Raw genomic sequence first — 23,322 nt, forward strand, 5'->3', positions numbered from 1 at the left:
GGACATTCAGTCCACTCCGCTTCCTCCGCGCTGGGCGCCTTGACTTCACTTGGCTCGCTCAACCTGCTAAGGGTTGTAAAACATTTGAGAGACTCTATGACAGGTTACTCCTCATCCCAAACTTCTACGGAGGGACAAGTTTCAGCCGTCATGTTTCAATTTTCAGCTTGTTCCAGATTGTTAAAGAGCAAAATACTTCGCAGCATACTGTTGCCAATATACTCTGAAGTATTGATATTCGGACTTATATGGTGGAGCTAAGCGGGATCGAACCGCTGACCTCCTGCGTGCAAGGCAGGCGCTCTCCCAGCTGAGCTATAGCCCCATATAATCGCGTGCAATACCTTTGTTATTACCAACTCGCAAAGAGTTAATTCTTTCTTAGGCAAGGCATGCGACCGGGAAGTTTACGTCGGTAAACGACCGGGAGCATAACGCAGCATAAGGAAGAATTTGGTAGGCCTGAGTGGACTTGAACCACCGACCTCACCCTTATCAGGGGTGCGCTCTAACCACCTGAGCTACAAGCCTATAAAGGTATTTCTGCTCGTTACTTTTTCATCAGACAATCTGTGTGGACACTGCACAGTCAGGATATCTTTCGGTAAGGAGGTGATCCAACCGCAGGTTCCCCTACGGTTACCTTGTTACGACTTCACCCCAGTCATGAATCACAAAGTGGTAAGCGCCCTCCCGAAGGTTAAGCTACCTACTTCTTTTGCAACCCACTCCCATGGTGTGACGGGCGGTGTGTACAAGGCCCGGGAACGTATTCACCGTAGCATTCTGATCTACGATTACTAGCGATTCCGACTTCATGGAGTCGAGTTGCAGACTCCAATCCGGACTACGACGTACTTTATGAGGTCCGCTTGCCTTCGCAGGTTCGCTTCTCTTTGTATACGCCATTGTAGCACGTGTGTAGCCCTACTCGTAAGGGCCATGATGACTTGACGTCATCCCCACCTTCCTCCAGTTTATCACTGGCAGTCTCCTTTGAGTTCCCGACCGAATCGCTGGCAACAAAGGATAAGGGTTGCGCTCGTTGCGGGACTTAACCCAACATTTCACAACACGAGCTGACGACAGCCATGCAGCACCTGTCTCAGAGTTCCCGAAGGCACCAATCCATCTCTGGAAAGTTCTCTGGATGTCAAGAGTAGGTAAGGTTCTTCGCGTTGCATCGAATTAAACCACATGCTCCACCGCTTGTGCGGGCCCCCGTCAATTCATTTGAGTTTTAACCTTGCGGCCGTACTCCCCAGGCGGTCGATTTAACGCGTTAGCTCCGGAAGCCACGCCTCAAGGGCACAACCTCCAAATCGACATCGTTTACGGCGTGGACTACCAGGGTATCTAATCCTGTTTGCTCCCCACGCTTTCGCACCTGAGCGTCAGTCTTCGTCCAGGGGGCCGCCTTCGCCACCGGTATTCCTCCAGATCTCTACGCATTTCACCGCTACACCTGGAATTCTACCCCCCTCTACGAGACTCTAGCTTGCCAGTTTCAAATGCAGTTCCCAAGTTAAGCTCGGGGATTTCACATCTGACTTAACAAACCGCCTGCGTGCGCTTTACGCCCAGTAATTCCGATTAACGCTTGCACCCTCCGTATTACCGCGGCTGCTGGCACGGAGTTAGCCGGTGCTTCTTCTGCGAGTAACGTCAATTGATGAACGTATTAAGTTCACCACCTTCCTCCTCGCTGAAAGTGCTTTACAACCCGAAGGCCTTCTTCACACACGCGGCATGGCTGCATCAGGCTTGCGCCCATTGTGCAATATTCCCCACTGCTGCCTCCCGTAGGAGTCTGGACCGTGTCTCAGTTCCAGTGTGGCTGGTCATCCTCTCAGACCAGCTAGGGATCGTCGCCTAGGTGAGCCATTACCCCACCTACTAGCTAATCCCATCTGGGTTCATCCGATGGTGTGAGGCCCGAAGGTCCCCCACTTTGGTCTTGCGACGTTATGCGGTATTAGCCACCGTTTCCAGTGGTTATCCCCCTCCATCGGGCAGATCCCCAGACATTACTCACCCGTCCGCCGCTCGCCGGCGAGGAAGCAAGCTTCCTCCCGCTGCCGCTCGACTTGCATGTGTTAGGCCTGCCGCCAGCGTTCAATCTGAGCCATGATCAAACTCTTCAATTAAAAGCTTGATTCGCTAAGTTAATAGCTGTTGCTCAAAGATTTACTGCATGAATTTTACTTCAGTTAGTCACTCTTCAAGACTTGATATTTTTTTGCATCCGAAGATGCTGGATATCGTCTTGTGAGTGCCCACACAGATTGTCTGATAAATTGTTAAAGAGCATCGCCGGAGATAATTCTCATCGGCGCGGGCTGCGTATACTACGCTTTTCGCCCGGAGAGTCAAGCGTTTATTTCGCTCTCTTCTCGCTGACCCGGCGGCTTGTCAGTCGTTGTTCCCGGTCAGTGGAGGCGCATTATAGGGAGTTCTCAGAACGCCGCAACCCCTAATTTAAAAAAACTTTTCAACCGTCGAACATTTAAACAAAATAGCGCTAAAGCGACAGTTTTTTCAGCGATTTGAGGCCATAACCCTGTAAAACGGGTAATAAAGCATCGGTATCTTCATTTAGCGCTAAACAGTAAGCCAGATTATCATCCTGCGTCGAGACCACATTTTCCTGCGTTGAGATCAGCCAGGCAGTACGACGGGCAATCGCCGCGCCGGAATCCACCAGCCGCGTCCCTGCCGGCAGCACCTGCATCAGCTCTTCTGTTAACAGTGGGAAGTGGGTGCAGCCTAACACTACCGTATCCGGCGGCTCGCGCATGCTCAGCCAAGGCTGCAGAATTTTCTTCAGCGCCGGCAGCGGCACCTCTGCGCCATGCAGTTTCGCTTCCGCCAGCTCCACCAGCTCGGATGAGCCCAACAGCTCAATCTGGCAGTCGGTCGCGAAGCGGTCGATCAATTCACGGGTATAGGCGCGCTGTACGGTACCGCGCGTTGCCAGCAGCCCAACGGTGCCATTCACCGTCAAGCGGGCGGCAGGCTTGATAGCGGGCACCACGCCCACCACCGGAAAGTCAAAACGTTCACGTAAAGCGGGTAAAGAAACGGTGCTGGCGGTATTACAGGCAATAATCACAATCGCCAGAGGATGCCGCTGCTGTATGGCGCCGACAATCTCCAGCACGCGTTCGACGATAAATTCCTCGGACTTTTCACCATAAGGGAACGCCACATTATCGAAAGCGTATATATAGTGGAGATCCGGCAACAGCTGCCGAACCTCCTGATACACCGACAACCCGCCGACGCCGGAATCAAATACCAGCACCGTCGGGCGCGGCGTCGCGGTGGAATTAGAAGGTATAGCTTCCGGTGAGGTAGTACTCTCTCCCTGGAGTAGCGTAGCCATATGCCGTCTCATAATCTTTATCAAACAGGTTGGCAATTCTACCACGAACTGTCAGATGTGATGTGACCGGATACGACACCGCGAGATCCCACAGGCTGACGCCGCCCAGCTTCACGCTGCGCGCCGGGTAACCGCTGTAGTCTTTATCGTAACGCTGCCCCAGATAGTGGTAGGTAACCGCCCAGTCAAGGTCGTACACCTGCCAGTCCAGCTCATACTTCACCTGCTGTTTGGCGCGGCGCGGCAGCAGCTCGTTGGTTTTGGCATTACGCGCATCCACATAGTCATACCCCAGCTGATGGGTGAATGGACCCGTGTCAAATGAGGCGGTAGCCTCAACGCCCTTAATCCTTGCCTTGCCGATGTTGTAATAGCGGTAAGTCACCGGGTCGCTGTCAATCAGGTTATCAACGTCATTACGGTAAGCGGACACATGCCAGCTCACCGACCCGCTCAGCCCCTCAAAGCCGCCTTCCCACTGTTTACTCTCTTCCGGCTTCAGATCGCCGTTGCCATAAAAGTCGCTGTACAGCTGCCCCATATTCGGCGCTTTAAACGCGGTGCCGTAGGAGGCGATAAAGCGATAGCCTTCCACAAACTCCCACGCCGCGCTGGTCTGCCAGGTGCCATGCCAGCCAAACTCGGAGTTATCATCGCCGCGTACCGCGGCTTCCAGCGTGAGCGGGCCAAACAGCTGCTGGCCGGTCAGGTACAGGCCGGTATTGCGCTGGCTTTTTTCTTCCGTCACCGATGCGGTATTCGGTTTGATTTTCTGATCCTGCCAGTCGGCGCCGGCGCTCAGCGTACCTTGCCCGACCTGCAAGGTGTTCCCCCATTGCAGGTTGTATTGCTCCACATCGTCCAACCGCGCCGAGCTGGCATACTGCCCAAGGCGCGGATCGTAATTGTAATCTTTGCTGTGGCTGTAACTGCCGACCAGCTGGCTGGCATAAATGCCCTGCTGATAGCGCACGCCGCTGTCCCAGGTTTGGCTGTACAACTTACGCGTATCCACCAGCGCCGAGCCGGGCGAATAGTAGCCGTCATACGCCGTGCGGTTGTCATAGCCATAGCCGCGGAAGAAGCCGCTGACCTGTTCATTGAACTGGTGCTGAACCGACCCATACAGCGACTTGCTCATAAAGCCATCGTGGTCCTGCTGGCTCTGCATACCGGTGCTGCCGTAGGCAACCACGTCATACCCTTTGGTATAGGTATAGTTGCCGGCCAGGGTGGCGACGGTGTTATCCCCCAGCGGCTGCTGAGTCGCGGCGTCATAGGCCTGATAGCCATTGGAGCCAAGGCCGGCGGACAGCGCGGTGCCGTTCTTGTTACGGGTGGTGATAATGTTGACCACGCCGCCGATGGCGTCAGAGCCATACACCGCCGAACGCGGGCCGCGGATATATTCCACTTTTTGCACCAGCGAGAGGGGAATTTGGCTCAGGTCGGAAGAGCCGCTGACGCCGGCCTGATTCAGGCGAATGCCGTCGATCAGCAGCAGGACGTGGCTGGAGTTGGTGCCGCGAATAAACAGCGAGCTGTTCTGCCCCATACCGCCGTTTTGCGCCACGTCGACCCCCGGCAGGCGACGCATCACGTCGGTCAGACTTTTCGCCTGCCAGCGCTCGATATCATTGCGGGTCACCACCGACGTCGGCGCCAGAACGGAAGAAACAGGTTGCGAAAAACGGTTGGCCGAGACCACCAGGTTATCGCCGTTGTTGTTGATTGCTGCGCTGTCCTGCGCCCAGACGGAAAAGGCCGTGGCAGAGGAAGCCACCGCCAACAGCGTATTTTTTATCGTTATCATGAGAAAAGCATCCAAACTTAATTGGCGGATGCCGCAGATCCCCGGCCGAAATTCGCGCGAACAGGGGCATTGCGACGTAATACCGGCAGGTCTTCGGGCTTGGGATTTGCCGGCGGCAGAGAGCCGCCGACACCGGGCGATGACTTCCCGTCCTGCAGTGGACAGTGTCTGCGTGGTTACGCTATCGCCGTGACTTCCCCATACCGCTGCGCGTCAGCTCCGGATTCCCACCGGATTCCCTTTTCACTCGCTGCTTGAGGCCGGACGGCAATGCTACGATCAATGCAAATGGATGTCTAGACTTCCAATCTAGGCCGCAACATGGCGACGGACAAAACTGGACTTCACGGCCCAATTCCCTACAATCCCCGCTGATCCAATTTGACTGACGAGAAGACCATGACCCCCGAGAATTTGCCGATTGAACGCTACGACGAGCAGCTGGCGGAAAAAACCAGCCGCCTGAACACCATGATGTCGCCGTTCGGGGCGCCCGAGCCGGAAGTGTACCGCTCGCCAGTCCAGCACTACCGCATGCGCGCCGAGTTCCGCATCTGGCATGATGAAGACGAGATGTACCACATCATGTTCGATCAGCAGACCAAACAGCGCATCCGCGTCGATCGTTTCCCGGCCGCCAGTGAACTGATTAACCGTCTGATGCAGGCGCTGATCGCCGCCATCAAACCGCAACCTATCCTGCGGCGTAAACTGTTCCAGATTGACTATCTCTCCACGCAAAGCGGCAAAATCATCGCGTCGCTGCTGTATCACCGCAAACTGGACGACGAGTGGCGGCAGCATGCGGAACAGCTGCGCGACGCGCTGCGCGCGCAAGGTTTCGACCTGCACCTGATCGGCCGCGCGTCAAAAATGAAAATCATGCTGGATCAGGATTACGTCGATGAAGTGCTGCCGGTCGCCGGCCGCGACATGATTTACCGCCAGGTGGAAAACAGCTTCACCCAGCCTAACGCGGCGATGAACGTGCAAATGCTGGAGTGGGCGCTGGACGTTACCGCCGACGCCAAAGGCGATCTGCTGGAGCTGTACTGCGGTAACGGCAACTTCTCGCTGGCGCTGGCGCGCAACTTTGAACGCGTGCTGGCCACCGAAATCGCCAAGCCTTCAGTGGCGGCGGCGCAATACAATATCGCCGCCAATCAGATCGATAACGTGCAAATTATTCGGATGTCGGCGGAAGAGTTTACCCAGGCGATGAACGGCGTGCGCAGCTTCAACCGTCTGCAGGGCATTGAACTGGGTGACTATAACTGTGAGACGATTTTTGTCGATCCGCCGCGCAGCGGGCTGGATGATGAGACGGTGAAGATGGTGCAGGCCTACCCGCGCATTCTGTATATTTCCTGCAATCCGGAAACGCTGTGCGCCAATCTGGCAACTTTGCAGGAGACGCATCAGGTCACGCGTCTGGCGCTGTTCGATCAGTTCCCGTACACCCACCATATGGAGTGCGGCGTCCTGCTGGAAAAACGCGCCTAACCGTGATGATGCCGGGCGCTCAGCGGCGTCCGGCATCTGCCGCACTTACGACTGCGGGCCGTTCTCAACGCTGACCGCTTTACGCGCCTTCAGCTTCACGCCCAGCCACAGCACCAGCGCTACGCACAGAATCGACGGCAGGAAGTTGGAGCCGATCTGCGGATATTCCGCACGCACAATGGCGCTATACAGCAGCAGCCCCAGCAAAAAGCAGCCCGCCGCCAGTTTTGGCATGCCGTCCGGCATCGGATGGTTAAGATAACGCTGGTGCAGGCAGTACACCGCCAGCACCAAAGCAATCAGCGGGAAGACCGAAAACGGCACGACCGAGCTGAACAGTGCGGCAAAAGAACCGTTAACAGAAAGGCCGGCAACCAATGCCAGCAGTAAGGTGCCATTCTCACGGCCTGGTTTTTCCATTACTTTTCACCTTCTTTTTATACGTGGGACACAGACGTTTTTTCTTGCTCACGGCGATACCAGTAGTAAGCGCCTTTGGAGATCATGCGTAATTGCAGCACCAGCCGCTCTTCCAGCTGGCAGCGCTGCTCAATATCAATATCCAGCGCTTCGGCGCCGGCGCTAAACACGATCGTTACCATTGCCTCGGCCTGCGCTTCGGTAAAGCTGCGCGGCATATGGTTTTCCAATTCGAGGTAATCCGCCAGTTCAGCAATAAAATGCTGGATTTCACGCGCCACCGCGGCGCGAAATGCCGCAGACGTGCCGGAGCGTTCGCGCAGCAACAGACGAAACGCATTGGGGTTATTGCCGATAAACTCCATAAAGGTGGAGACCGACGTGCGGATTACGCTGCCGCCCTTGGCAATGCGCTGGCGCGCCTGCCGCATCAGCTGGCGCAGCATCAGGCCGCTTTCATCGACCATCGTCAGCCCCAGCTCATCCACATCGCGGAAGTGACGATAAAACGAAGTCGGCGCAATCCCCGCCTCGCGAGAAACCTCTCGCAGGCTCAGGCTGGCGAAACTGCGTTCGGCGCTGAGTTGGCTAAACGCCGCCTCAATCAGGGAACGACGCGTCCTTTCTTTCTGTTGTGCTCTGACGCCCATATGCATATCCAGATAACTTCCATTCTCTCAGTCTAACGCCGTAAGGCTGGCAATATAGCAAATTTTATTGCAACAGCATTTATACAAACGCACTCTGCGGCCATGATACCGGCTCTCTGTCGCACTTTGCCTCAAAAAGCCTAATGGTGATTGGGTGAGCGGCGCTATGATGTTAAGATACCGTTGTAATTTTGTATAAGAATAGGTCCCTCCTACATGCAACAGCACTATCAATTTGACGCCATAATTATTGGCTCGGGCCCTGGCGGCGAAGGTGCCGCGATGGGATTGGTGAAACAAGGCGCCCGCGTGGCCGTTATCGAACGGTTCAATAACGTCGGCGGTGGCTGCACCCATTGGGGCACCATCCCGTCGAAAGCCCTCCGCCACGCCGTCAGCCGCATTATCGAATTTAACCAAAACCCGCTCTACAATAACTCCCGCACGCTCAGCGCCACTTTCCCTGACATCCTCCGCCACGCCGACAACGTGATTAATCAGCAAACGCGTATGCGTCAGGGGTTCTATGAGCGCAACCAGTGCAAACTGTTTGCCGGCGACGCCCGCTTTATCGACGCCAATACCGTCAGCGTCACTTACCCGGACGGCACGCAGGACACGGTCAGCGCGGCGCATATCGTTATCGCCTGCGGCTCACGCCCTTATCATCCGGCCGGCGTCGACTTTAACCATTCGCGCATTTATGACAGCGACTCCATCCTGGAGCTGAACCATGAACCGCGCCACATCATTATTTATGGCGCCGGGGTGATTGGTTGCGAATACGCCTCGATCTTCCGCGGCCTGAACGTCAAGGTCGATCTGATCAACACCCGCGATCGGCTGCTGGCGTTCCTCGATCAGGAAATGTCGGACTCCCTCTCCTACCACTTCTGGAACAATGGCGTGGTGATCCGTCATAACGAAGAGTACGAGAAAATCGAAGGGGTGGATAACGGGGTTATCGTACACCTGAAATCCGGCAAGAAAGTGAAAGCGGACTGCCTGCTGTACGCCAACGGCCGTACCGGCAACACCGATTCGCTGGCGCTGGAGAATATCGGCCTGGAATCAGACAGCCGCGGGCTGCTGAAGGTCAACAGCATGTACCAGACTGCGGTGCCGCATATCTACGCCGTGGGCGACGTCATCGGCTATCCGAGCCTGGCCTCCGCCGCGTACGACCAGGGCCGCATCGCCGCGCAGGCGATCTCCAGCGGTGAAGTGGGCGGACACCTGATTGACGATATCCCGACCGGGATTTATACCATTCCGGAAATCAGCTCCGTCGGCAAAACCGAGCAGGAGCTGACGGCGATGAAAGTGCCGTATGAAGTGGGCCGCGCCCAGTTCAAACACCTGGCGCGGGCGCAAATCGCCGGCATGAACGTCGGCAGCCTGAAGATCCTGTTCCACCGTGAAACGCTGGAGATCCTGGGGATCCACTGCTTTGGCGAGCGCGCCGCCGAGATCATTCACATCGGCCAGGCGATCATGGAACAGAAAAATGGAGGTAATACCATCGAGTATTTCGTTAATACTACCTTCAACTATCCGACCATGGCCGAAGCCTTCCGGGTGGCGGCGCTCAACGGCTTAAACCGCCTGTTTTAACGTCGAGCCAATGTAACCTTGCATATGCTCGCGAATCGCCTCGGCCAGCTGCTCGTAACGACTGCGCAGCGGGGAGCCGGGGCGATACACCAGCGCAATAGTGCGTTTCGGCTCCGGTTTATAGCAATCCAGATAGCACACGCCGTCACGCTCGCGTTCCGACGGCACCGCCAGTGAAGGCAGCAGCGTAATCCCGCTGCCGGCGGCCACCATGTTGCGCAGCGTCTCCAGACTGGTAGCGCGGAAATGGGTGTCCTCATCCGCACCGGCCTGGAAGCAGAAGCCCATCGCCTGATCGCGCAGGCAGTGGCCGTCTTCCAGCATCAGCAGCTTTTCCCCTGACAGATCCGGCATCGCAACGCGCTCGCGCTGCGCCCACGGGTGGTCGGAATAGACCGCCAGCTTCATCGGTTCGTCAAACAGCGGCACTTCAATAAAGGCTTCGGTCTCTTTCACCAGCGCCAGAATCGCGCAGTCCAGCTTGCCGCTGTCGAGCTGAGCCAACAGCTGCTGGGTTTGCGCTTCGTGCAGATACATTTCCAGCTTCGGGAAGGATTTATGCAACGTCGGGATAATCTGCGGCAGCAGGTAAGGCCCCACCGTCGGAATCAAACCGATATGCAGCGGCCCGGACATGGTTTCCCCCTGCTGGCTGGCCATCTCCTTTAACACCTTGACTTCACGCAGTACGGTGCGCGCCTGTTCCACCAGCAGCAGACCCGCCTGAGTAAACAGCACCTTGCGGCTGGTGCGTTCGAGCAGCATCACGCCCAGTTCATCTTCCAGTTTACGGATCTGGCCGCTAAGCGTGGGCTGGCTGACATGGCATGAATCGGCAGCGCGCCGGAAGTGGCGGTGCTCGGCCAAGGCGACCAGGTACTCTAAATCACGAATATTCATTGTTTCCCTCCATGCCACGATAGACCGTGGCGATAGATAAGATAGCAATGAGTGATTAGAACTATCAAGCCCCGACGTGAATAATGTTCATCAACGAAGCGACGTCACGTCAGCCGAAAAAAATTATTTTATCTTATTAAGGGGTTATTCTATGTTTACCAGCCAAGAAGGCAAAAAAGTCCCTCAGGTTACGTTCCACACCCGCCAAGGCGACCAGTGGATGGATATCACCACCAATGACCTGTTTAAAGATAAGACCGTGGTGGTGTTTTCCCTGCCGGGCGCCTTTACCCCGACCTGCTCCTCCAGCCACCTGCCGCGTTATAACGAGCTGTTCAGCGTATTTAAACAGAATGGCGTCGACAGCATCCTGTGCGTTTCCGTTAACGATACCTTCGTAATGAACGCCTGGAAGGCAGACCAGCACGCCGAAAATATTACCTTCGTTCCGGACGGCAACGGCGAATTCACCAAAGGCATGAATATGCTGGTTGAGAAAGCCGAGCTCGGCTTCGGCCCGCGTTCATGGCGCTACTCCATGCTGGTACGCAACGGCGTGGTCGAAAAGATGTTTGTGGAACCCAACAAACCGGGCGACCCGTTTGAAGTGTCTGATGCCGACACCATGCTGAAATATCTGGCGCCGGAATTTAAAGTGCAGGAGTCTATCTCCGTATTCACCAAACCGGGCTGTCCGTTCTGCGCCAAAGCCAAACAGATGCTGCAAGAGCGCGGCATGCAGTATGAAGAGATCGTACTGGGCCAGGATGCGACCACCGTCAGCCTGCGCGCCGTCAGCGGCCGCGCCACCGTGCCGCAGGTATTTATCGGCGGCCGTCATATCGGCGGCAGCGACGACCTGGAAAAATTCCTGTCAGTCTGATTAACGAGTAACAACAAACTCCTGTAAGCATTTGGCGGGCCTGATGAAATGGCCCGCCTTTTTTATCCTGCCGAAAATAAATCCCCACCAGACAGACCTGCCCGTTTTTTGCGTCACCCATTCCAGCTTCACCTTCTTTTGGTTGCCCTCGCTGCGCTTTCCCGGCATTTTCATGCCACAAACATTGAATTGATACCAATAATGATACTAAAATGGAGTTGTCGTGATGAAAGAGATCACGGAAGATATCGCCATGCTGCAGCAGCGCATCGCCAGCATCAAATTCAACGAGCTGGTCAGGATCTGCGATCGCTGGTTCGGCAACCCCCGCATCAACGGCGGCAGTCATCGGGTTTACGCCATGCCCTGGCCCGGCGATCCCAGAGTGAATATTCAACAGGGCCGGGGCAACACGGCAAAAGCTTATCAGGTGAAGCAGGTTATTGATGCCTTGAGCAGACTGGAGGGACAACATGGATCAGCTTGAACATTACACTTATCGCATTACCTGGTCGGCAGAAGACCAGGAATTTGTCGGGCTGTGCACCGAATTTCCCTCCTTGTCCTGGCTGGCGCCGAGACGCAGCGCCGCGTTGGCCGGCATCGAACAGCTGGTGCATAACGTAGTGGCGGAAATGCTCGCCAACGGGGAAACGCCGCCGGAAGCGCTCGCGGAAAAGCAGTTTAGCGGCCGCCTGGTGCTACGCCTGCCCCCCGAACAACACCGCCGTCTGGCGATGAACGCCATGGAGGACGGCGTCAGCCTGAACCGTTATCTGTGCTCGCGCCTTACCGGCTGAGAAAAAAAAAGGCGCAGCATCACGCCGCGCCTTTAACGCTGTTCACCGGCCTTTGCCGTTATGCCAGCCGCTGTTTGGCGGCGGCAATGGCGCTGGCAACCTGCTGCGGCGATACGCCGCCTTTGGCCGAACGCTTGTCGAGGCAGGACTGCAGCGACAGCACCGGATAGACATCATCGCCAATCACGCTGCTGAACTGCTGCAAATCGGCCAGCGGCAAAGCTTCCAGCGCCTTGCCCTGACGAATGGCTTCAACCACCGCTTCGCCGACGATATGGTGCGCCTCACGGAAAGGCACGCCCTTGGCGACCAGATAGTCCGCCAGCTCGGTGGCGTTGGCATAGCCCTGCTCCGCCGCTTCCTGGCAGCGCGGACGCTTCACCTGAATACCGTCCAGCACCAGCGCCGCCATCTGCAGGCAGTCCATCCAGGTATCGAGCGCGTCGAACAGCCCTTCCTTGTCTTCCTGCATGTCTTTGTTATACGCCAGCGGCAGGCCTTTTAACGTCATCATCATGCCGGTCAGTGCGCCCTGCACGCGGCCGCATTTACCGCGGATCAGTTCCAGAGCGTCCGGGTTTTTCTTCTGCGGCATCAGCGACGAACCGGAGGTGACACGGTCGGAAAGCTCAATAAAGTCCGCCTCGCCGCTGTTAAAGAAGATCAGGTCTTCAGCAAAGCGCGACAGGTGCACCATGCTGATAGAGGCGTTGGACAGCAGCTCCAGCACGTGGTCGCGGTCGGAAACGCTGTCCAGGCTGTTGCGGGTGGCGGAAGCAAACCCCAACCAGCCGGCCAGCTGTTCGCGGTCGATAGGATAGGCGGTGCCCGCCAGCGCGCCGCAGCCCAGCGGGCTGACATCCAGCCGCTGCAGGGTATCCTGCAGACGACTTTCGTCACGGGCCAGCATCTCAACATACGCCAGACACCAGTGGGCAAAGGTCACCGGCTGCGCACGCTGCAGGTGAGTATACCCCGGCATCACCGCGTCCTGGTTAGCTTCGGCAGTTTCCACCAGCGCCTGCTGCAATTGTACGATTGCCGTCAGCAGATCGCCGACCTGCTGTTTGCACCACAGCTTAAGATCGGTCGCCACCTGATCGTTACGGCTGCGCCCGGTGTGCAGCTTTTTGCCCAGATCGCCAACCTTCTCGATCAGCTTCTGCTCCACCCAGCTGTGGATATCTTCCGCATCGCTCTGCACGATCGCCAGCGGATCCGCCTGCACTTCCGTCAACAGGGCGTTCAGCGCTTGCTCCAGCTGCTGCTGCTCCTGCACCGTCAGTACGTTGACGGTCGCCAGCGCTTTCGACCAGGCGACGGAGCCGACAATGTCCTGCTCCGCCAGGCGATAGTCGAAACGCAGTGAGTCGTTTAAGTGTTTGAACCGCTGATCCGCCGCCTGACTGAACCGCCCGCCCCAAAGTGCCATAATCTGCTCCTGAATTTTTTATACATTCGCTCAGAACATCAGGGGCGCAGCATGCTGCGCCCCGAAATACTCACAACCGCCAGCCTTACTTCTGTTCGTTCAACGCACGGATACGTGAAGACAGAGAGAACAGGCGGATAAAGCCGCCGGCGTGGCTGTGGTCGTAAACTTCGTCTTCACCGAAGGTGGCGAATTCTTCTGAATACAGGCTGTTGGCCGATTTTTTCTGAATCGCCGTCACCTGGCCTTTATACAGCTGCAGCACCACTTCGCCGTTCACCTCTTCCGCCAGCGCTTCAGCAGAAGCCTGAATCGAGCGACGCAGCGGCGCGAACCAGCGACCGTCGTAAACCACGTAGGACATTTCCAGACCTAACTGCTCACGCCATTTGAAGCTGTCGCGGTCCAGCACCAGCTGCTCAACGCCGCGCAGCGCCGCAACCATGATGGTGCCTCCCGGCGTTTCATAGCAGCCGCGGGATTTGATGCCGACCAGACGGTTTTCGACGATATCGATCCGCCCCACGCCGTGCTTGGCGCCCAGCACGTTCAGTTTTTCCAAGCACTGGTACGGCGTCAGCGTTTCGCCGTTTACCGCCACCACCCGGCCTTTTTCAACGCTGATGGTGACCTGCTCCGGCTGATCCGGCGCTTCCAGCGGGTCGACGGTCCAGACCCAGCAATCTTTGTTCGGCGCATTCCACGGGCTTTCCAGCACGCCGCCTTCGGTGGAGATATGCCAGGCGTTTTCATCACGGCTGTAGATTTTCTCCAGTGACGCGGTCGTCGGGATATTGCGTTCTTTCAGGTAATCCAGCAGCGCTTCACGGGAACGCAGGTTCCACTCACGCCAAGGCGCCACTACTTTCAGCTGCGGCGCCAGCGCGGTGTAGGTGGTTTCGAAACGCACCTGATCGTTGCCTTTACCGGTTGCGCCGTGGCACAGCGCGTCTGCGCCGACCTGCAGCGCCAGCTCAACCTGCGCTTTGGCGATAATCGGACGCGCCATCGAGGTGCCGAGCAGATAGGTGCCTTCATACAGCGCGCCGGTCTGCAGCACCGGATAGACGTAATCGCGGATGAACTCTTCACGCAGGTCGACAACATGGCACTCGGAGGCGCCGGACTGCAGCGCCTTTTTCTCCACCCCTTCCAGATCGCTGCGGTCCTGACCGATATCCGCCACGAACGCCACCACTTCACAGCCGCCGTAGTTCTCTTTCAGCCATGGAATGATGGCAGAGGTATCCAGGCCGCCGGAGTAAGCCAGCACGATTTTTTTGATATTTTGGTTTTGCATTGTCTTATTCCTATTTCAATTCTGAAGTTAAGCAAGAATCCGGGTGCCGATTGACTCACCGTTGAACAGCGCCGGTAATTTTTCTGCGTTGCGCCAGCTGGCGATATCGACCGGGCGGCCAAGGGTGCGGGCAGCGTCCAACGCCGCGTTAACCTTCACCACCATACCATCGGTAATGATGCCCTGTTCGATAAGCTGCTCCGCTTTTTGCGCCGTCATTTCGGCAATACGCTGGCCCTTGCCGTCCAGAATGCCGCTGACGTCCGACAGCAGGATCAGGTCGGCGCCCAGCGTGGCGGCCAGCGCCGTCGCGGCCTGGTCGGCATTGACATTCATCAGCTCGCCACCGGCGGTAATGCCGATGGAGCTGACCACCGGCAGATAGCCCGCGCCCAGCAGAGTCTGCAGCAGCGCCGGCGACCCCGGCTGCGCGTTGCCCACGTGGCCCAGCTCCGGATCGAGCTGCGTAACCGTCACGCTGTTGCCGTCGGCCAGGCTCAGGCCGACCGCATTGATTTGGTGCTTCACCGCCCATGCCAGCAGGGTTTTATTGGCCGTGCCCGCCAGCGCGCCGGTAATAATGTCAATCTGTTCGGCAGGCGTGACCCGCAGGCCGTTTTTCTTCACCACCGGCAGAGACAGCTGCTTCATCAGCTCATCCACTACGCAGCCGCCGCCGTGTACGATCACCAGCGGACGCTGATACTGGGCACGATAGCTGTCCAGCGCGGTAAACAGACGCTCCAGCGCTTCTTCACTGTCTAATAACACGCCACCTAACTTGATAATTAACGGATTCATCGTTATTTACTCACGCGGACTTAAAGTAATGATTGGGTTTCAGGGAACCCAAAGCGAATATTCAGGCACTGCACCGCCTGAGCGGCCGCACCTTTTAACAGGTTATCTTCCACCGCCACGGCGATCAGGTGTTCGCCCTGCACGGCAAAGCCGATATCGCAGAACGGCAGTCCCACCACCGACTTCAGCGCCGGCACGCCCTGCTCATACAGCCGCACCAGCGGCTTGTCGTCATAGGCGGCATGATAGGCGGCGGCGATATCCGCAGCGCTCACGCCGGGCTGCAGCCGGCAGGTGATGGTTTCCAGAATGCCGCGCGGGAAGTTGCCCAAATGCGGGGTGAAGATCACCGGCGTACCGAGGTGCGCGGCGATCTCCGGCTGATGCCGGTGGGTGAAAATCCCATACGGCTGCAGGCTCACCTCGCAAAAACTGGTGGTGACGCTGGCCTTGCGCCCGGCGCCGCTGACGCCGCTGGTGGCGTTAATCACCGGCCACTGCGACAAATTCAGCAACTGGCCGTCGATCAGCGGCTTCAGCGCCAGCTGGGCGGCGGTCGGATAGCAGCCCGGCACTGCGATCAGCTGCGCGGTTTTGACTTTGTCGCTCTGCCACTCAGCCAGGCCGTACGCCGCCTGTTCCAGCCAGTCGGCATGCTGATGCTCAAAGCCGTAATACTGCGGATAGAACGCCGCATCCTGCACCCGGAAGGCGCCGGACAGGTCAAACACCACGCAGCCGGCGGCCAGAAATAGCGGCGCAATGTCATGGCTGACTTCATGGGCGGTGGCGAGGAACACCACATCGACGCCCTGCGCCGCCTGCGCCACGTCCGTCAGCGGCTGCAGCGGTAAATCGACGATACCTTTCAACTGCGGATGCAGGTCGGAAAGCAATTTTCCTGCATCTGCACTTTGCGCTGAAACCGCTAAAGCGGTTATGTTCATATGTGGGTGACGATTCAGGTAAGCCGTGAGCTCCGCTCCGGCATAGCCGCTGGCACCAACGATCAGCGTATTCAACATGTGGCCTTTCACCTTCTAAACTTGCCAAGTGGTCGCTTGCGACCCCGGTAACAGGGTTCGACCGCGTTGTTGCGTCGTTCACCCACGTGGTTGAGCGTTGATGTTTTTATAAACATCCGGTCCTCGGGTTCCGTTACGCTTTAGTTTACTGTATTTTTATTCAAAATAAATGCATGAATATTGATACTACCCTAACCAAAGGCTGTCAACAGTGAAGATGAAATTACCTCCATTTATTGAGCTGTACCGGGCGCTGATCGCCACCCCGTCGATCAGCGCCACCGATGGCGCTCTCGATCAGAGTAATGAAGCGTTAATCAATTTGCTGGCCGGCTGGTTTAGCGATTTAGGCTTCCGCGTCGACGTGCAGCCGGTGCCAGATACCCGCAACAAGTTCAACCTGCTGGCCAGCATTGGCGAAGGCAGCGGCGGCCTGCTGCTGGCCGGCCATACCGACACCGTGCCCTATGACGAAGGGCGCTGGACGCGCGACCCGTTTACCCTGACCGAACACGACAATAAGCTGTACGGTCTCGGCACGGCGGATATGAAAGGCTTCTTTGCCTTTATTCTGGATGCGGTGCGCGATATCGACGCCAGCAAACTGACCAAACCGCTGTATATTCTGGCCACGGCGGATGAAGAAACGACGATGGCCGGCGCGCGCTACTTCGCCGCCTCGAGCGCTATCCGTCCAGACTTCGCCATCATCGGCGAACCGACGTCACTACGGCCGGTGCGCGCGCATAAGGGCCATCTCTCCAGCGCTATCCGCATCACCGGCCAGTCCGGCCACTCGAGCGATCCGGCGCGCGGCGTCAACGCCATCGACCTGATGCATGAGTCGATCGGCCACCTGATGGAGCTGCGTAAAACCCTGCAGGAGCGCTATAACAACCCGGCGTTTGCCGTGCCGTATCCGACGATGAACTTCGGGCATATTAATGGCGGCGATGCGGCAAACCGCATTTGCGCCTGCTGCGAACTGCATCTGGACATCCGCCCGCTGCCGGGGATGACGCTGGAAAATATTAATGAGCTGATGCACAGCGCGCTGGCGCCGGTGAGCGAGCGCTGGCCGGGTCGTCTGAGTATTGATGAGCTGCATCCGCCGATCCCCGGCTATGAATGCCCAACCGATCACCACCTGGTGGCGGTGATCGAGCAGCTGCTGGGTTCGCGTACAGAGGTGGTCAACTACTGCACCGAGGCGCCGTTTGTCCAAGAAGTGTGCCCGACGCTGGTGCTGGGGCCAGGCTCCATCAACCAGGCGCACCAACCGGATGAATACATCGACACCGCCTTTATCGAGCCTACCCGCAAGCTGATCGGCCAGCTGGTCGATCACTTCTGCCATCAATAAACCGACGAAATCATAGGGGCAATGATCTATCATGCCCCTAGCTGAAAGGAGTAAGCCTGCGCGTAATTAGCCACACTGATAAACCGCAGGCTGTAATTAAATTTCACAAAAAACGATGATTTTGATGTTTTTTTGCTGAAAATAGTGTCAATTAACCATTGGACAGACACGTGGTGCGATAAAACAGGCTTCCTATGCCTGACACGTGAAATTTACTTACAACAGATACCTAAATGCACCCGGGGTGGTATCCAGGCATCAGGGACAACAGCCAGAACAGATACATCCCGCACATGAAAGGTATGCAAATACGTACAGATTGGGTCAGGGGTTATATGAACGAACAATATTCGGCAATGCGAAGTAATGTCAGTATGCTCGGCAAACTGCTCGGCGAAACCATTAAAGAAGCGCTGGGCGAGCATATTCTCGATCGTGTTGAAACCATCCGTAAACTTTCCAAATCTTCACGCGCAGGCAACGAGGCGCATCGTCAGGAGCTGCTCACTACGCTGCAAAACCTGTCCAACGATGAGCTGCTGCCCGTAGCGCGCGCTTTCAGTCAGTTCCTCAATTTAACCAACGTGGCCGAGCAGTATCACAGCATTTCGCCGCACGGCGAAGCCGCCAGCAATCCGGAAGCGATGGCGCAGCTGTTCAGCCGCCTGAAAGGCAAAAAGCTCAGCAATAAAGAGCTGTGCGACGCCGTGGATCAACTCTCCATCGAGCTGGTGCTCACCGCCCACCCGACGGAGATCACCCGCCGCACCCTGATCCACAAACTGGTGGAGGTGAACACCTGCCTCAGCCAACTGGATCACAACGATCTGGCCGATTACGAGCGCAACAAGATCATGCGCCGTCTGCGTCAGCTGGTGGCGCAGTCCTGGCATACCGATGAAATCCGCAAAAACCGCCCTTCACCGATCGATGAAGCCAAATGGGGCTTTGCGGTAGTGGAAAACAGCCTGTGGGAAGGCGTACCGGCCTTCCTGCGCGAATTTAACGAACAGCTGGAAAACGCCATCGACTACCGCCTGCCGGTGGAGGCCGTGCCGGTGCGCTTTACCTCCTGGATGGGCGGCGACCGCGACGGTAACCCGAACGTCACCGCCGAAATCACCCGCCACGTGCTGCTGCTGAGCCGCTGGAAAGCCTGCGACCTGTTCACCCGCGATATCCAGGTGTTGGTCTCGGAACTGTCGATGACCGAATGTACGCCGGCGCTGCGCGAGCTGGCCGGCGGTGAGGCGGTGCAGGAGCCGTACCGGGAAATCATGAAGCGCCTGCGCAGCCAGCTCGTCAGCTCGCAGGCCTATCTGGAAGGCCGTCTGAAAGGCGAACGCATGCTGAAGCCGCACGACCTGCTGGTGAGCAATGAACAGCTGTGGGAACCGCTGTACGCCTGCTATCAGTCGCTGGTCGCCTGCGGTATGGGCATCATCGCCAACGGCCAGCTGCTCGATACCCTGCGCCGCGTGCGCTGCTTCGGCGTGCCGCTGGTGCGCATCGACGTACGTCAGGAAAGTACCCGCCACACCGAGGCCATCGCCGAACTGACGCGCTATCTGGGCCTGGGGGATTATGAAAGCTGGTCGGAAGCGGATAAACAGGCGTTCCTGATCCGTGAGCTGAACTCCAAGCGCCCGCTGGTGCCGCTGCAGTGGCAACCCAGCGCGGACACGCAGGAAGTGCTGGAGACCTGCCGGGTGATCGCCGAGGCGCCGCAGGGCTCCATCGCCGCCTATGTGATCTCCATGGCGCGCACGCCGTCCGACGTGCTGGCGGTGCATCTGCTGCTGAAAGAAGCCGGCTGCCCGTTCGCCCTGCCGGTGGCGCCGCTGTTCGAAACCCTGGACGATCTGAACAACGCCGACGACGTGATGACCCAGCTGCTGAGTATCGACTGGTACCGCGGCTTTATTCAGGGCAAACAGATGGTGATGATCGGCTACTCCGACTCGGCCAAAGACGCCGGCGTGATGGCCGCCTCCTGGGCGCAGTACCGTGCACAGGATGCGCTGATTAAAACCTGTGAAAAAGCCGGCGTTGCGCTGACGCTGTTCCACGGCCGCGGCGGTTCAATCGGCCGCGGCGGCGCGCCGGCTCATGCGGCGCTGCTGTCGCAGCCGCCGGGCAGCTTGAAAGGCGGGCTGCGCGTCACCGAACAAGGGGAGATGATCCGCTTCAAGTTCGGCCTGCCGGAAGTCACCATCAGCAGTCTGGCGCTGTATACCGGCGCGATTCTAGAAGCCAACCTGCTGCCGCCGCCGGAACCGAAGAAAGAGTGGCGCACCCTGATGGACGAGCTGTCCGACACCTCATGTCAGATGTACCGCGGCTACGTGCGTGAAAACCCGCAGTTCGTGCCCTACTTCCGCGCGGCAACGCCGGAACTGGAGCTGGGCAAACTGCCGCTGGGCTCCCGCCCGGCCAAACGCCGGCCGAACGGCGGCGTGGAGAGCCTGCGCGCCATTCCGTGGATCTTCGCCTGGACGCAGAACCGCCTGATGCTGCCCGCCTGGCTGGGCGCCGGCGCCGGGCTGCAGGAAGCGGTGAAAGCCGGCAAGCAGGAGCAGTTGGCGACGATGTGCCGCGACTGGCCGTTCTTCTCCACCCGCATCGCCATGTTGGAAATGGTGTTCGCCAAGGCCGACCTGTGGCTGGCGGAGTACTACGATCAGCGTCTGGTGGATGAATCACTGTGGCCGCTGGGCAAGCAGCTGCGCGAGCAGTTGGAGAGCGATATCAAAGTGGTGCTGACCATCGCCAACGATGACAACCTGATGGAAGACCTGCCGTGGATCGCCGAATCCATCGCGCTGCGTAACGTCTATACCGACCCGCTGAACGTGCTGCAGGCGGAACTGCTGCACCGCTCACGTCAGCAGGAGGGAAGCGACCAGCAGGACGCACGCGTCGAGCAGGCGCTGATGGTCACCATCGCCGGCGTCGCCGCCGGGATGCGCAATACCGGCTAGGCCACACGCTCAACGCATCCCTTACCAATGCCCGCTATTGATATAGCGGGCATTTTTTCCTGTAGCCCCGGTTAGATTGGAGATTTCATAATCCTTAAGGATGCTCTTGATTGAATTTAATAGCTATCAATCAGTTATATATCAGCATGATTCATGTAATACATGGTGCTTAAGGAGGAATTATGCACAAAATTATTTTCTAGTGTACCCACCTCGAAGGCATTAGGTTACTATTGCCGGAACAATGAGTTGGCATTTGAGAGGGATAACATGTCACGTAACATCACCCCCGGTTATTGTGTGGTAGAACAACCTGGTTCATTGGCATTGCAAACAGGATTGCTGTTTAATCGTCGCAATACACACGCAGCTCGTCACTTCATGCAACTCAATGCAGATACAAACTGGGTAAAACCAGGCCAGATTCTTATTGTCGCAGACCCAGACACCCCTATGACCGGGCAAATGTTACGCTCATTCAGACTAGCAAAACAGCGAGTCAATGAAGGTCTTGTTGGTATCAGCACGGATGAATCGAGTTTTTTCCAGCGAAATTACGGCATGATTGCCGGCCTGACTTTTGCTGGTGATAAAATTTTTGGTGCCATTGGTGATACAGGGGAAAAATATTTTCGAGCTATAGAACACACATTAAAAAAAATTGAGACGACTTATCAAAACCAGTACCGAACTCAGGGGACGCTTATCGGCCAGCAATTTTTTGTGGAAAGAAACCGCCTTTTTGCCGAACTAAAAGAATTGGTTAACAAACCCATTGTAAAGTCCATGGTGAAGAATTCTATAAAATTAAAGCCTTACGATAACATGCGACGTGCATTGAATCTTTCCAGCCGTTCCATTGTTCACGAGTGGTCTACTGTCGGCATCGGCGCTATCCCCGGATATTCCACTTATACAGCCAATGCAGCTAAAGCAGCTCGTTTCCTTAAGACCGGTGGGTATATCGGCATCTCATTTTCGTTCTCGGGTGCAACTAATAATGTAGTCAACTCATGCACTACAGGCAGAGAAAATGAATGCGGAAAAGCTGCCTTTAAAGAATATTCTAAATTTGGATTCAGCACTGTAGGTGGACTTGGAGGGGGGGCATTAGGAGCAACAGCAGGAGGAGCTATTTGCGTCGGTTTAGGAATAATAACAGCGCCTGCTGCCGGTGCTGGAGGGTTCGCATGTGCTGCCGTAGGATCGCTGGTCGGCGGATACATGGGTAGCAAGTCAGGCGAAACTTTTATTGATTACCTACTTAAAGACTAAAATGATAACTGTAATTTCTTACCTTGGAATCACCTCAGCATGGATATCTATCATATCCATGGTATATTTATTCTTTTATTTTTGTAAAATAAAAAATAATTACTACGCAACTATAAATAAATATCTGTCAAAAAAATACTCATTTGGCGCTGCATACCATTTCCATTCGCAGATGGGATACTTTGGCTCATTTGGGATGTCATATTATTTTCATTGTTTGAAAGACAAAAGAAAGCCACTATTCATGCACGAAGAAAGCGATTCTATCTATAATTTCCTTGATGAGATAGGACCTAAAACATCAGCATGGATAGATACTTATTACAGAATCACCGTATTGGCCTTCTCTTGCATTGTATTCTCTTATTTTATGACAATTCTAAAATATTTATTTTTAAACTTTATATTAAATTAAATAACGCTGAACTTATCATGCCGCCGATGTAAGGGCTCGATGCTAATGCCCGCCTTGAACTAAATTATAGCTGTCCGTCACCATCGCCGCCGGGATGCGCAATACCGGCTAGGCCACACGCTCAACGCATCCCTTACCAATGCCCGCTATTGATATAGCGGGCATTTTTTTATGTTTATTTGTCCCAACGCCGGCACACCCGAATAATCCCACAAAAAACAAGTGTTAATGGTTGGCGTATCTGCATACGGGAAAGCTTTTCCGTATGGCATATCACTAATCTTTAAACACTTTTTACAAAGAATTTATGTATGACTGATATCATCAAAACGTATCAAACGTTGGAAGAATGCTTCCCGATGGAAGAAATGCGCCGGTTGTATCTGGCCAAATTCGGCGAAACCGTTGACGGCCGACTGCGACTCTACGGCGACTGGGAAATTAGTAACAACGGTGCCCTTACAACTTCTGAGGGTGAAGTACTGCCCTTCATTTCTATGTACTGCTGGTTTACCTTCACTGAAGGGACTGGTCGTCACGCTGAAACCTATGGCGTTTCCTGCTATGTCAATCTCACCATATACGATCTATTAGGCAAGACTCACTTTATGCCATTAAGTCCCTTCACCGCGGAGGCAACAAGGTACAGAGTGGACTATGCCTACTCACACTCTAGGAACCCCGCCACCATCTATGATTTCACAAAGCGCCCTGTCGGTTAATTGCGCAATAATAAAGAGCAAAAAACCCAACCGCCTGGTT

General features: G+C 56.1%; 18 protein-coding genes, 2 tRNA genes, 1 rRNA gene and 1 riboswitch. Of the genes, 9 read left to right on the forward strand and 12 right to left on the reverse strand.

The annotated features are described in order from the left end of the window. Positions 1–249: 249 nt before the first annotated feature. The 5 genes from D781_RS21330 to btuB all read right to left on the reverse strand — a co-directional run bounded on the left by D781_RS21330 (position 250) and on the right by btuB (position 5,198). Positions 250–325: transfer RNA gene (locus tag D781_RS21330), tRNA-Ala, on the reverse strand. Positions 326–454: 129 nt separating this feature from the next. After that, positions 455–531: transfer RNA gene (locus tag D781_RS21335), tRNA-Ile, on the reverse strand. 74 nt (positions 532–605) lie between these two features. Beyond that, positions 606–2,147: ribosomal RNA gene (locus D781_RS21340) — 16S ribosomal RNA — on the reverse strand. A 374-nt stretch (positions 2,148–2,521) separates the two neighbouring features. Then, the gene (murI, locus tag D781_RS21345) at positions 2,522–3,385 is read right to left on the reverse strand and encodes a glutamate racemase (RefSeq protein WP_015962293.1); all 864 of its coding nucleotides are present in this window, start codon (positions 3,383–3,385) and stop codon (positions 2,522–2,524) included. Then, complete coding sequence (gene btuB / locus D781_RS21350; protein ID WP_015962294.1) at positions 3,330–5,198, reverse strand: TonB-dependent vitamin B12 receptor BtuB; 1,869 nt, start codon at positions 5,196–5,198, stop codon at positions 3,330–3,332. The genes murI and btuB overlap by 56 nt, the downstream gene beginning before the upstream one ends. A gap of 66 nt (positions 5,199–5,264) precedes the next feature. Then, positions 5,265–5,478, reverse strand: a riboswitch (cobalamin riboswitch). A gap of 119 nt (positions 5,479–5,597) precedes the next feature. Between btuB and trmA the strand changes: the two genes are divergently transcribed. Further along, the gene (gene trmA, locus D781_RS21355; RefSeq protein ID WP_015962295.1) at positions 5,598–6,701 is read left to right on the forward strand and encodes a tRNA (uridine(54)-C5)-methyltransferase TrmA; all 1,104 of its coding nucleotides are present in this window, start codon (positions 5,598–5,600) and stop codon (positions 6,699–6,701) included. Positions 6,702–6,746: 45 nt separating this feature from the next. On the opposite strand, the gene D781_RS21360 is transcribed toward trmA, so the two are convergent. Together D781_RS21360 and fabR are read right to left on the reverse strand one after the other, a co-directional pair. Further along, positions 6,747–7,121 carry a YijD family membrane protein gene (locus D781_RS21360; protein ID WP_015962296.1) on the reverse strand — a complete coding sequence of 125 codons (375 nt, stop codon included), beginning with the start codon at positions 7,119–7,121 and terminating at the stop codon, positions 6,747–6,749. 17 nt (positions 7,122–7,138) lie between these two features. Then, positions 7,139–7,771 (reverse strand): HTH-type transcriptional repressor FabR, encoded by a 633-nt coding sequence (gene fabR, locus D781_RS21365; RefSeq protein WP_015962297.1) that lies wholly within the window; start codon positions 7,769–7,771, stop codon positions 7,139–7,141. A gap of 216 nt (positions 7,772–7,987) precedes the next feature. Here fabR and sthA point away from each other — a divergent pair, with 216 nt between their 5' ends. After that, positions 7,988–9,385 carry a Si-specific NAD(P)(+) transhydrogenase gene (gene sthA, locus D781_RS21370; protein WP_015962298.1) on the forward strand — a complete coding sequence of 466 codons (1,398 nt, stop codon included), beginning with the start codon at positions 7,988–7,990 and terminating at the stop codon, positions 9,383–9,385. Here sthA and oxyR read toward each other — a convergent pair. Further along, a complete protein-coding gene (gene oxyR, locus D781_RS21375) occupies positions 9,368–10,285 on the reverse strand; it encodes a DNA-binding transcriptional regulator OxyR (protein ID WP_015962299.1) in 918 nt (305 codons plus the stop codon). The genes sthA and oxyR overlap by 18 nt on opposite strands. A gap of 151 nt (positions 10,286–10,436) precedes the next feature. Here oxyR and D781_RS21380 point away from each other — a divergent pair, with 151 nt between their 5' ends. The 3 genes from D781_RS21380 (at position 10,437) to D781_RS21390 (ending at position 11,968) form a co-directional block, all read left to right on the forward strand. Further along, a complete protein-coding gene (locus D781_RS21380) occupies positions 10,437–11,168 on the forward strand; it encodes a glutathione peroxidase (RefSeq protein ID WP_015962300.1) in 732 nt (243 codons plus the stop codon). A 226-nt stretch (positions 11,169–11,394) separates the two neighbouring features. Beyond that, positions 11,395–11,655 carry a hypothetical protein gene (locus D781_RS21385; protein WP_015962301.1) on the forward strand — a complete coding sequence of 87 codons (261 nt, stop codon included), beginning with the start codon at positions 11,395–11,397 and terminating at the stop codon, positions 11,653–11,655. Then, positions 11,642–11,968 carry a toxin-antitoxin system HicB family antitoxin gene (locus tag D781_RS21390; protein WP_015962302.1) on the forward strand — a complete coding sequence of 109 codons (327 nt, stop codon included), beginning with the start codon at positions 11,642–11,644 and terminating at the stop codon, positions 11,966–11,968. The genes D781_RS21385 and D781_RS21390 overlap by 14 nt, the downstream gene beginning before the upstream one ends. Before the next feature lie 58 nt (positions 11,969–12,026). Here the strand turns inward: D781_RS21390 and argH are convergent, their stop codons facing one another. The 4 genes from argH to argC form a co-directional block, all read right to left on the reverse strand. Next, entirely contained in the window at positions 12,027–13,400 is a 1,374-nt protein-coding gene (gene argH, locus D781_RS21395; protein WP_015962303.1) for an argininosuccinate lyase, read from the reverse strand. A gap of 85 nt (positions 13,401–13,485) precedes the next feature. Next, positions 13,486–14,700, reverse strand: coding sequence for an argininosuccinate synthase (locus tag D781_RS21400; protein ID WP_015962304.1), 1,215 nt, complete (start codon positions 14,698–14,700; stop codon positions 13,486–13,488). Between the two features lie 27 nt (positions 14,701–14,727). Continuing rightward, positions 14,728–15,501 (reverse strand): acetylglutamate kinase, encoded by a 774-nt coding sequence (gene argB, locus D781_RS21405; RefSeq protein WP_015962305.1) that lies wholly within the window; start codon positions 15,499–15,501, stop codon positions 14,728–14,730. A 20-nt stretch (positions 15,502–15,521) separates the two neighbouring features. After that, positions 15,522–16,526, reverse strand: a complete 1,005-nt coding sequence (argC, locus tag D781_RS21410; RefSeq protein ID WP_015962306.1) for an N-acetyl-gamma-glutamyl-phosphate reductase — start codon at positions 16,524–16,526, stop codon at positions 15,522–15,524. Between the two features lie 217 nt (positions 16,527–16,743). On the opposite strand from argC, the gene argE reads away from it, so the two are divergent. The 4 genes from argE (at position 16,744) to D781_RS21425 (ending at position 23,282) form a co-directional block, all read left to right on the forward strand. Further along, positions 16,744–17,889: an acetylornithine deacetylase gene (gene argE, locus D781_RS21415; protein ID WP_015962307.1), complete on the forward strand. Its 1,146-nt coding sequence runs from the start codon at positions 16,744–16,746 to the stop codon at positions 17,887–17,889. A gap of 335 nt (positions 17,890–18,224) precedes the next feature. Further along, positions 18,225–20,870 carry a phosphoenolpyruvate carboxylase gene (ppc, locus tag D781_RS21420; RefSeq protein WP_015962308.1) on the forward strand — a complete coding sequence of 882 codons (2,646 nt, stop codon included), beginning with the start codon at positions 18,225–18,227 and terminating at the stop codon, positions 20,868–20,870. Between the two features lie 270 nt (positions 20,871–21,140). After that, positions 21,141–22,145, forward strand: coding sequence for a hypothetical protein (locus tag D781_RS23120; RefSeq protein ID WP_015962309.1), 1,005 nt, complete (start codon positions 21,141–21,143; stop codon positions 22,143–22,145). 726 nt (positions 22,146–22,871) lie between these two features. Continuing rightward, positions 22,872–23,282, forward strand: a complete 411-nt coding sequence (locus D781_RS21425; RefSeq protein WP_015962311.1) for a hypothetical protein — start codon at positions 22,872–22,874, stop codon at positions 23,280–23,282. Positions 23,283–23,322 lie beyond the last annotated feature (40 nt).

The sequence above is a fragment of the Serratia sp. FGI94 genome, from assembly GCF_000330865.1.
Taxonomy (GTDB): domain Bacteria; phylum Pseudomonadota; class Gammaproteobacteria; order Enterobacterales; family Enterobacteriaceae; genus Serratia_B; species Serratia_B rubidaea.

Excerpts from the sequence above, each read along its gene's own strand:
- murI (WP_015962293.1), bottom strand. The coding sequence starts at position 3,385 with ATGGCTACGCTACTCCAGGGAGAGAGTACTACCTCACCGGAAGCTATA.
- btuB (WP_015962294.1), bottom strand. The coding sequence starts at position 5,198 with ATGATAACGATAAAAAATACGCTGTTGGCGGTGGCTTCCTCTGCCACG.
- trmA (WP_015962295.1), top strand. The coding sequence starts at position 5,598 with ATGACCCCCGAGAATTTGCCGATTGAACGCTACGACGAGCAGCTGGCG.
- D781_RS21360 (WP_015962296.1), bottom strand. The coding sequence starts at position 7,121 with ATGGAAAAACCAGGCCGTGAGAATGGCACCTTACTGCTGGCATTGGTT.
- fabR (WP_015962297.1), bottom strand. The coding sequence starts at position 7,771 with ATGGGCGTCAGAGCACAACAGAAAGAAAGGACGCGTCGTTCCCTGATT.
- sthA (WP_015962298.1), top strand. The coding sequence starts at position 7,988 with ATGCAACAGCACTATCAATTTGACGCCATAATTATTGGCTCGGGCCCT.
- oxyR (WP_015962299.1), bottom strand. The coding sequence starts at position 10,285 with ATGAATATTCGTGATTTAGAGTACCTGGTCGCCTTGGCCGAGCACCGC.
- D781_RS21380 (WP_015962300.1), top strand. The coding sequence starts at position 10,437 with ATGTTTACCAGCCAAGAAGGCAAAAAAGTCCCTCAGGTTACGTTCCAC.
- D781_RS21385 (WP_015962301.1), top strand. The coding sequence starts at position 11,395 with ATGAAAGAGATCACGGAAGATATCGCCATGCTGCAGCAGCGCATCGCC.
- D781_RS21390 (WP_015962302.1), top strand. The coding sequence starts at position 11,642 with ATGGATCAGCTTGAACATTACACTTATCGCATTACCTGGTCGGCAGAA.
- argH (WP_015962303.1), bottom strand. The coding sequence starts at position 13,400 with ATGGCACTTTGGGGCGGGCGGTTCAGTCAGGCGGCGGATCAGCGGTTC.
- D781_RS21400 (WP_015962304.1), bottom strand. The coding sequence starts at position 14,700 with ATGCAAAACCAAAATATCAAAAAAATCGTGCTGGCTTACTCCGGCGGC.
- argB (WP_015962305.1), bottom strand. The coding sequence starts at position 15,501 with ATGAATCCGTTAATTATCAAGTTAGGTGGCGTGTTATTAGACAGTGAA.
- argC (WP_015962306.1), bottom strand. The coding sequence starts at position 16,526 with ATGTTGAATACGCTGATCGTTGGTGCCAGCGGCTATGCCGGAGCGGAG.
- argE (WP_015962307.1), top strand. The coding sequence starts at position 16,744 with ATGAAATTACCTCCATTTATTGAGCTGTACCGGGCGCTGATCGCCACC.
- ppc (WP_015962308.1), top strand. The coding sequence starts at position 18,225 with ATGAACGAACAATATTCGGCAATGCGAAGTAATGTCAGTATGCTCGGC.
- D781_RS23120 (WP_015962309.1), top strand. The coding sequence starts at position 21,141 with ATGTCACGTAACATCACCCCCGGTTATTGTGTGGTAGAACAACCTGGT.
- D781_RS21425 (WP_015962311.1), top strand. The coding sequence starts at position 22,872 with ATGACTGATATCATCAAAACGTATCAAACGTTGGAAGAATGCTTCCCG.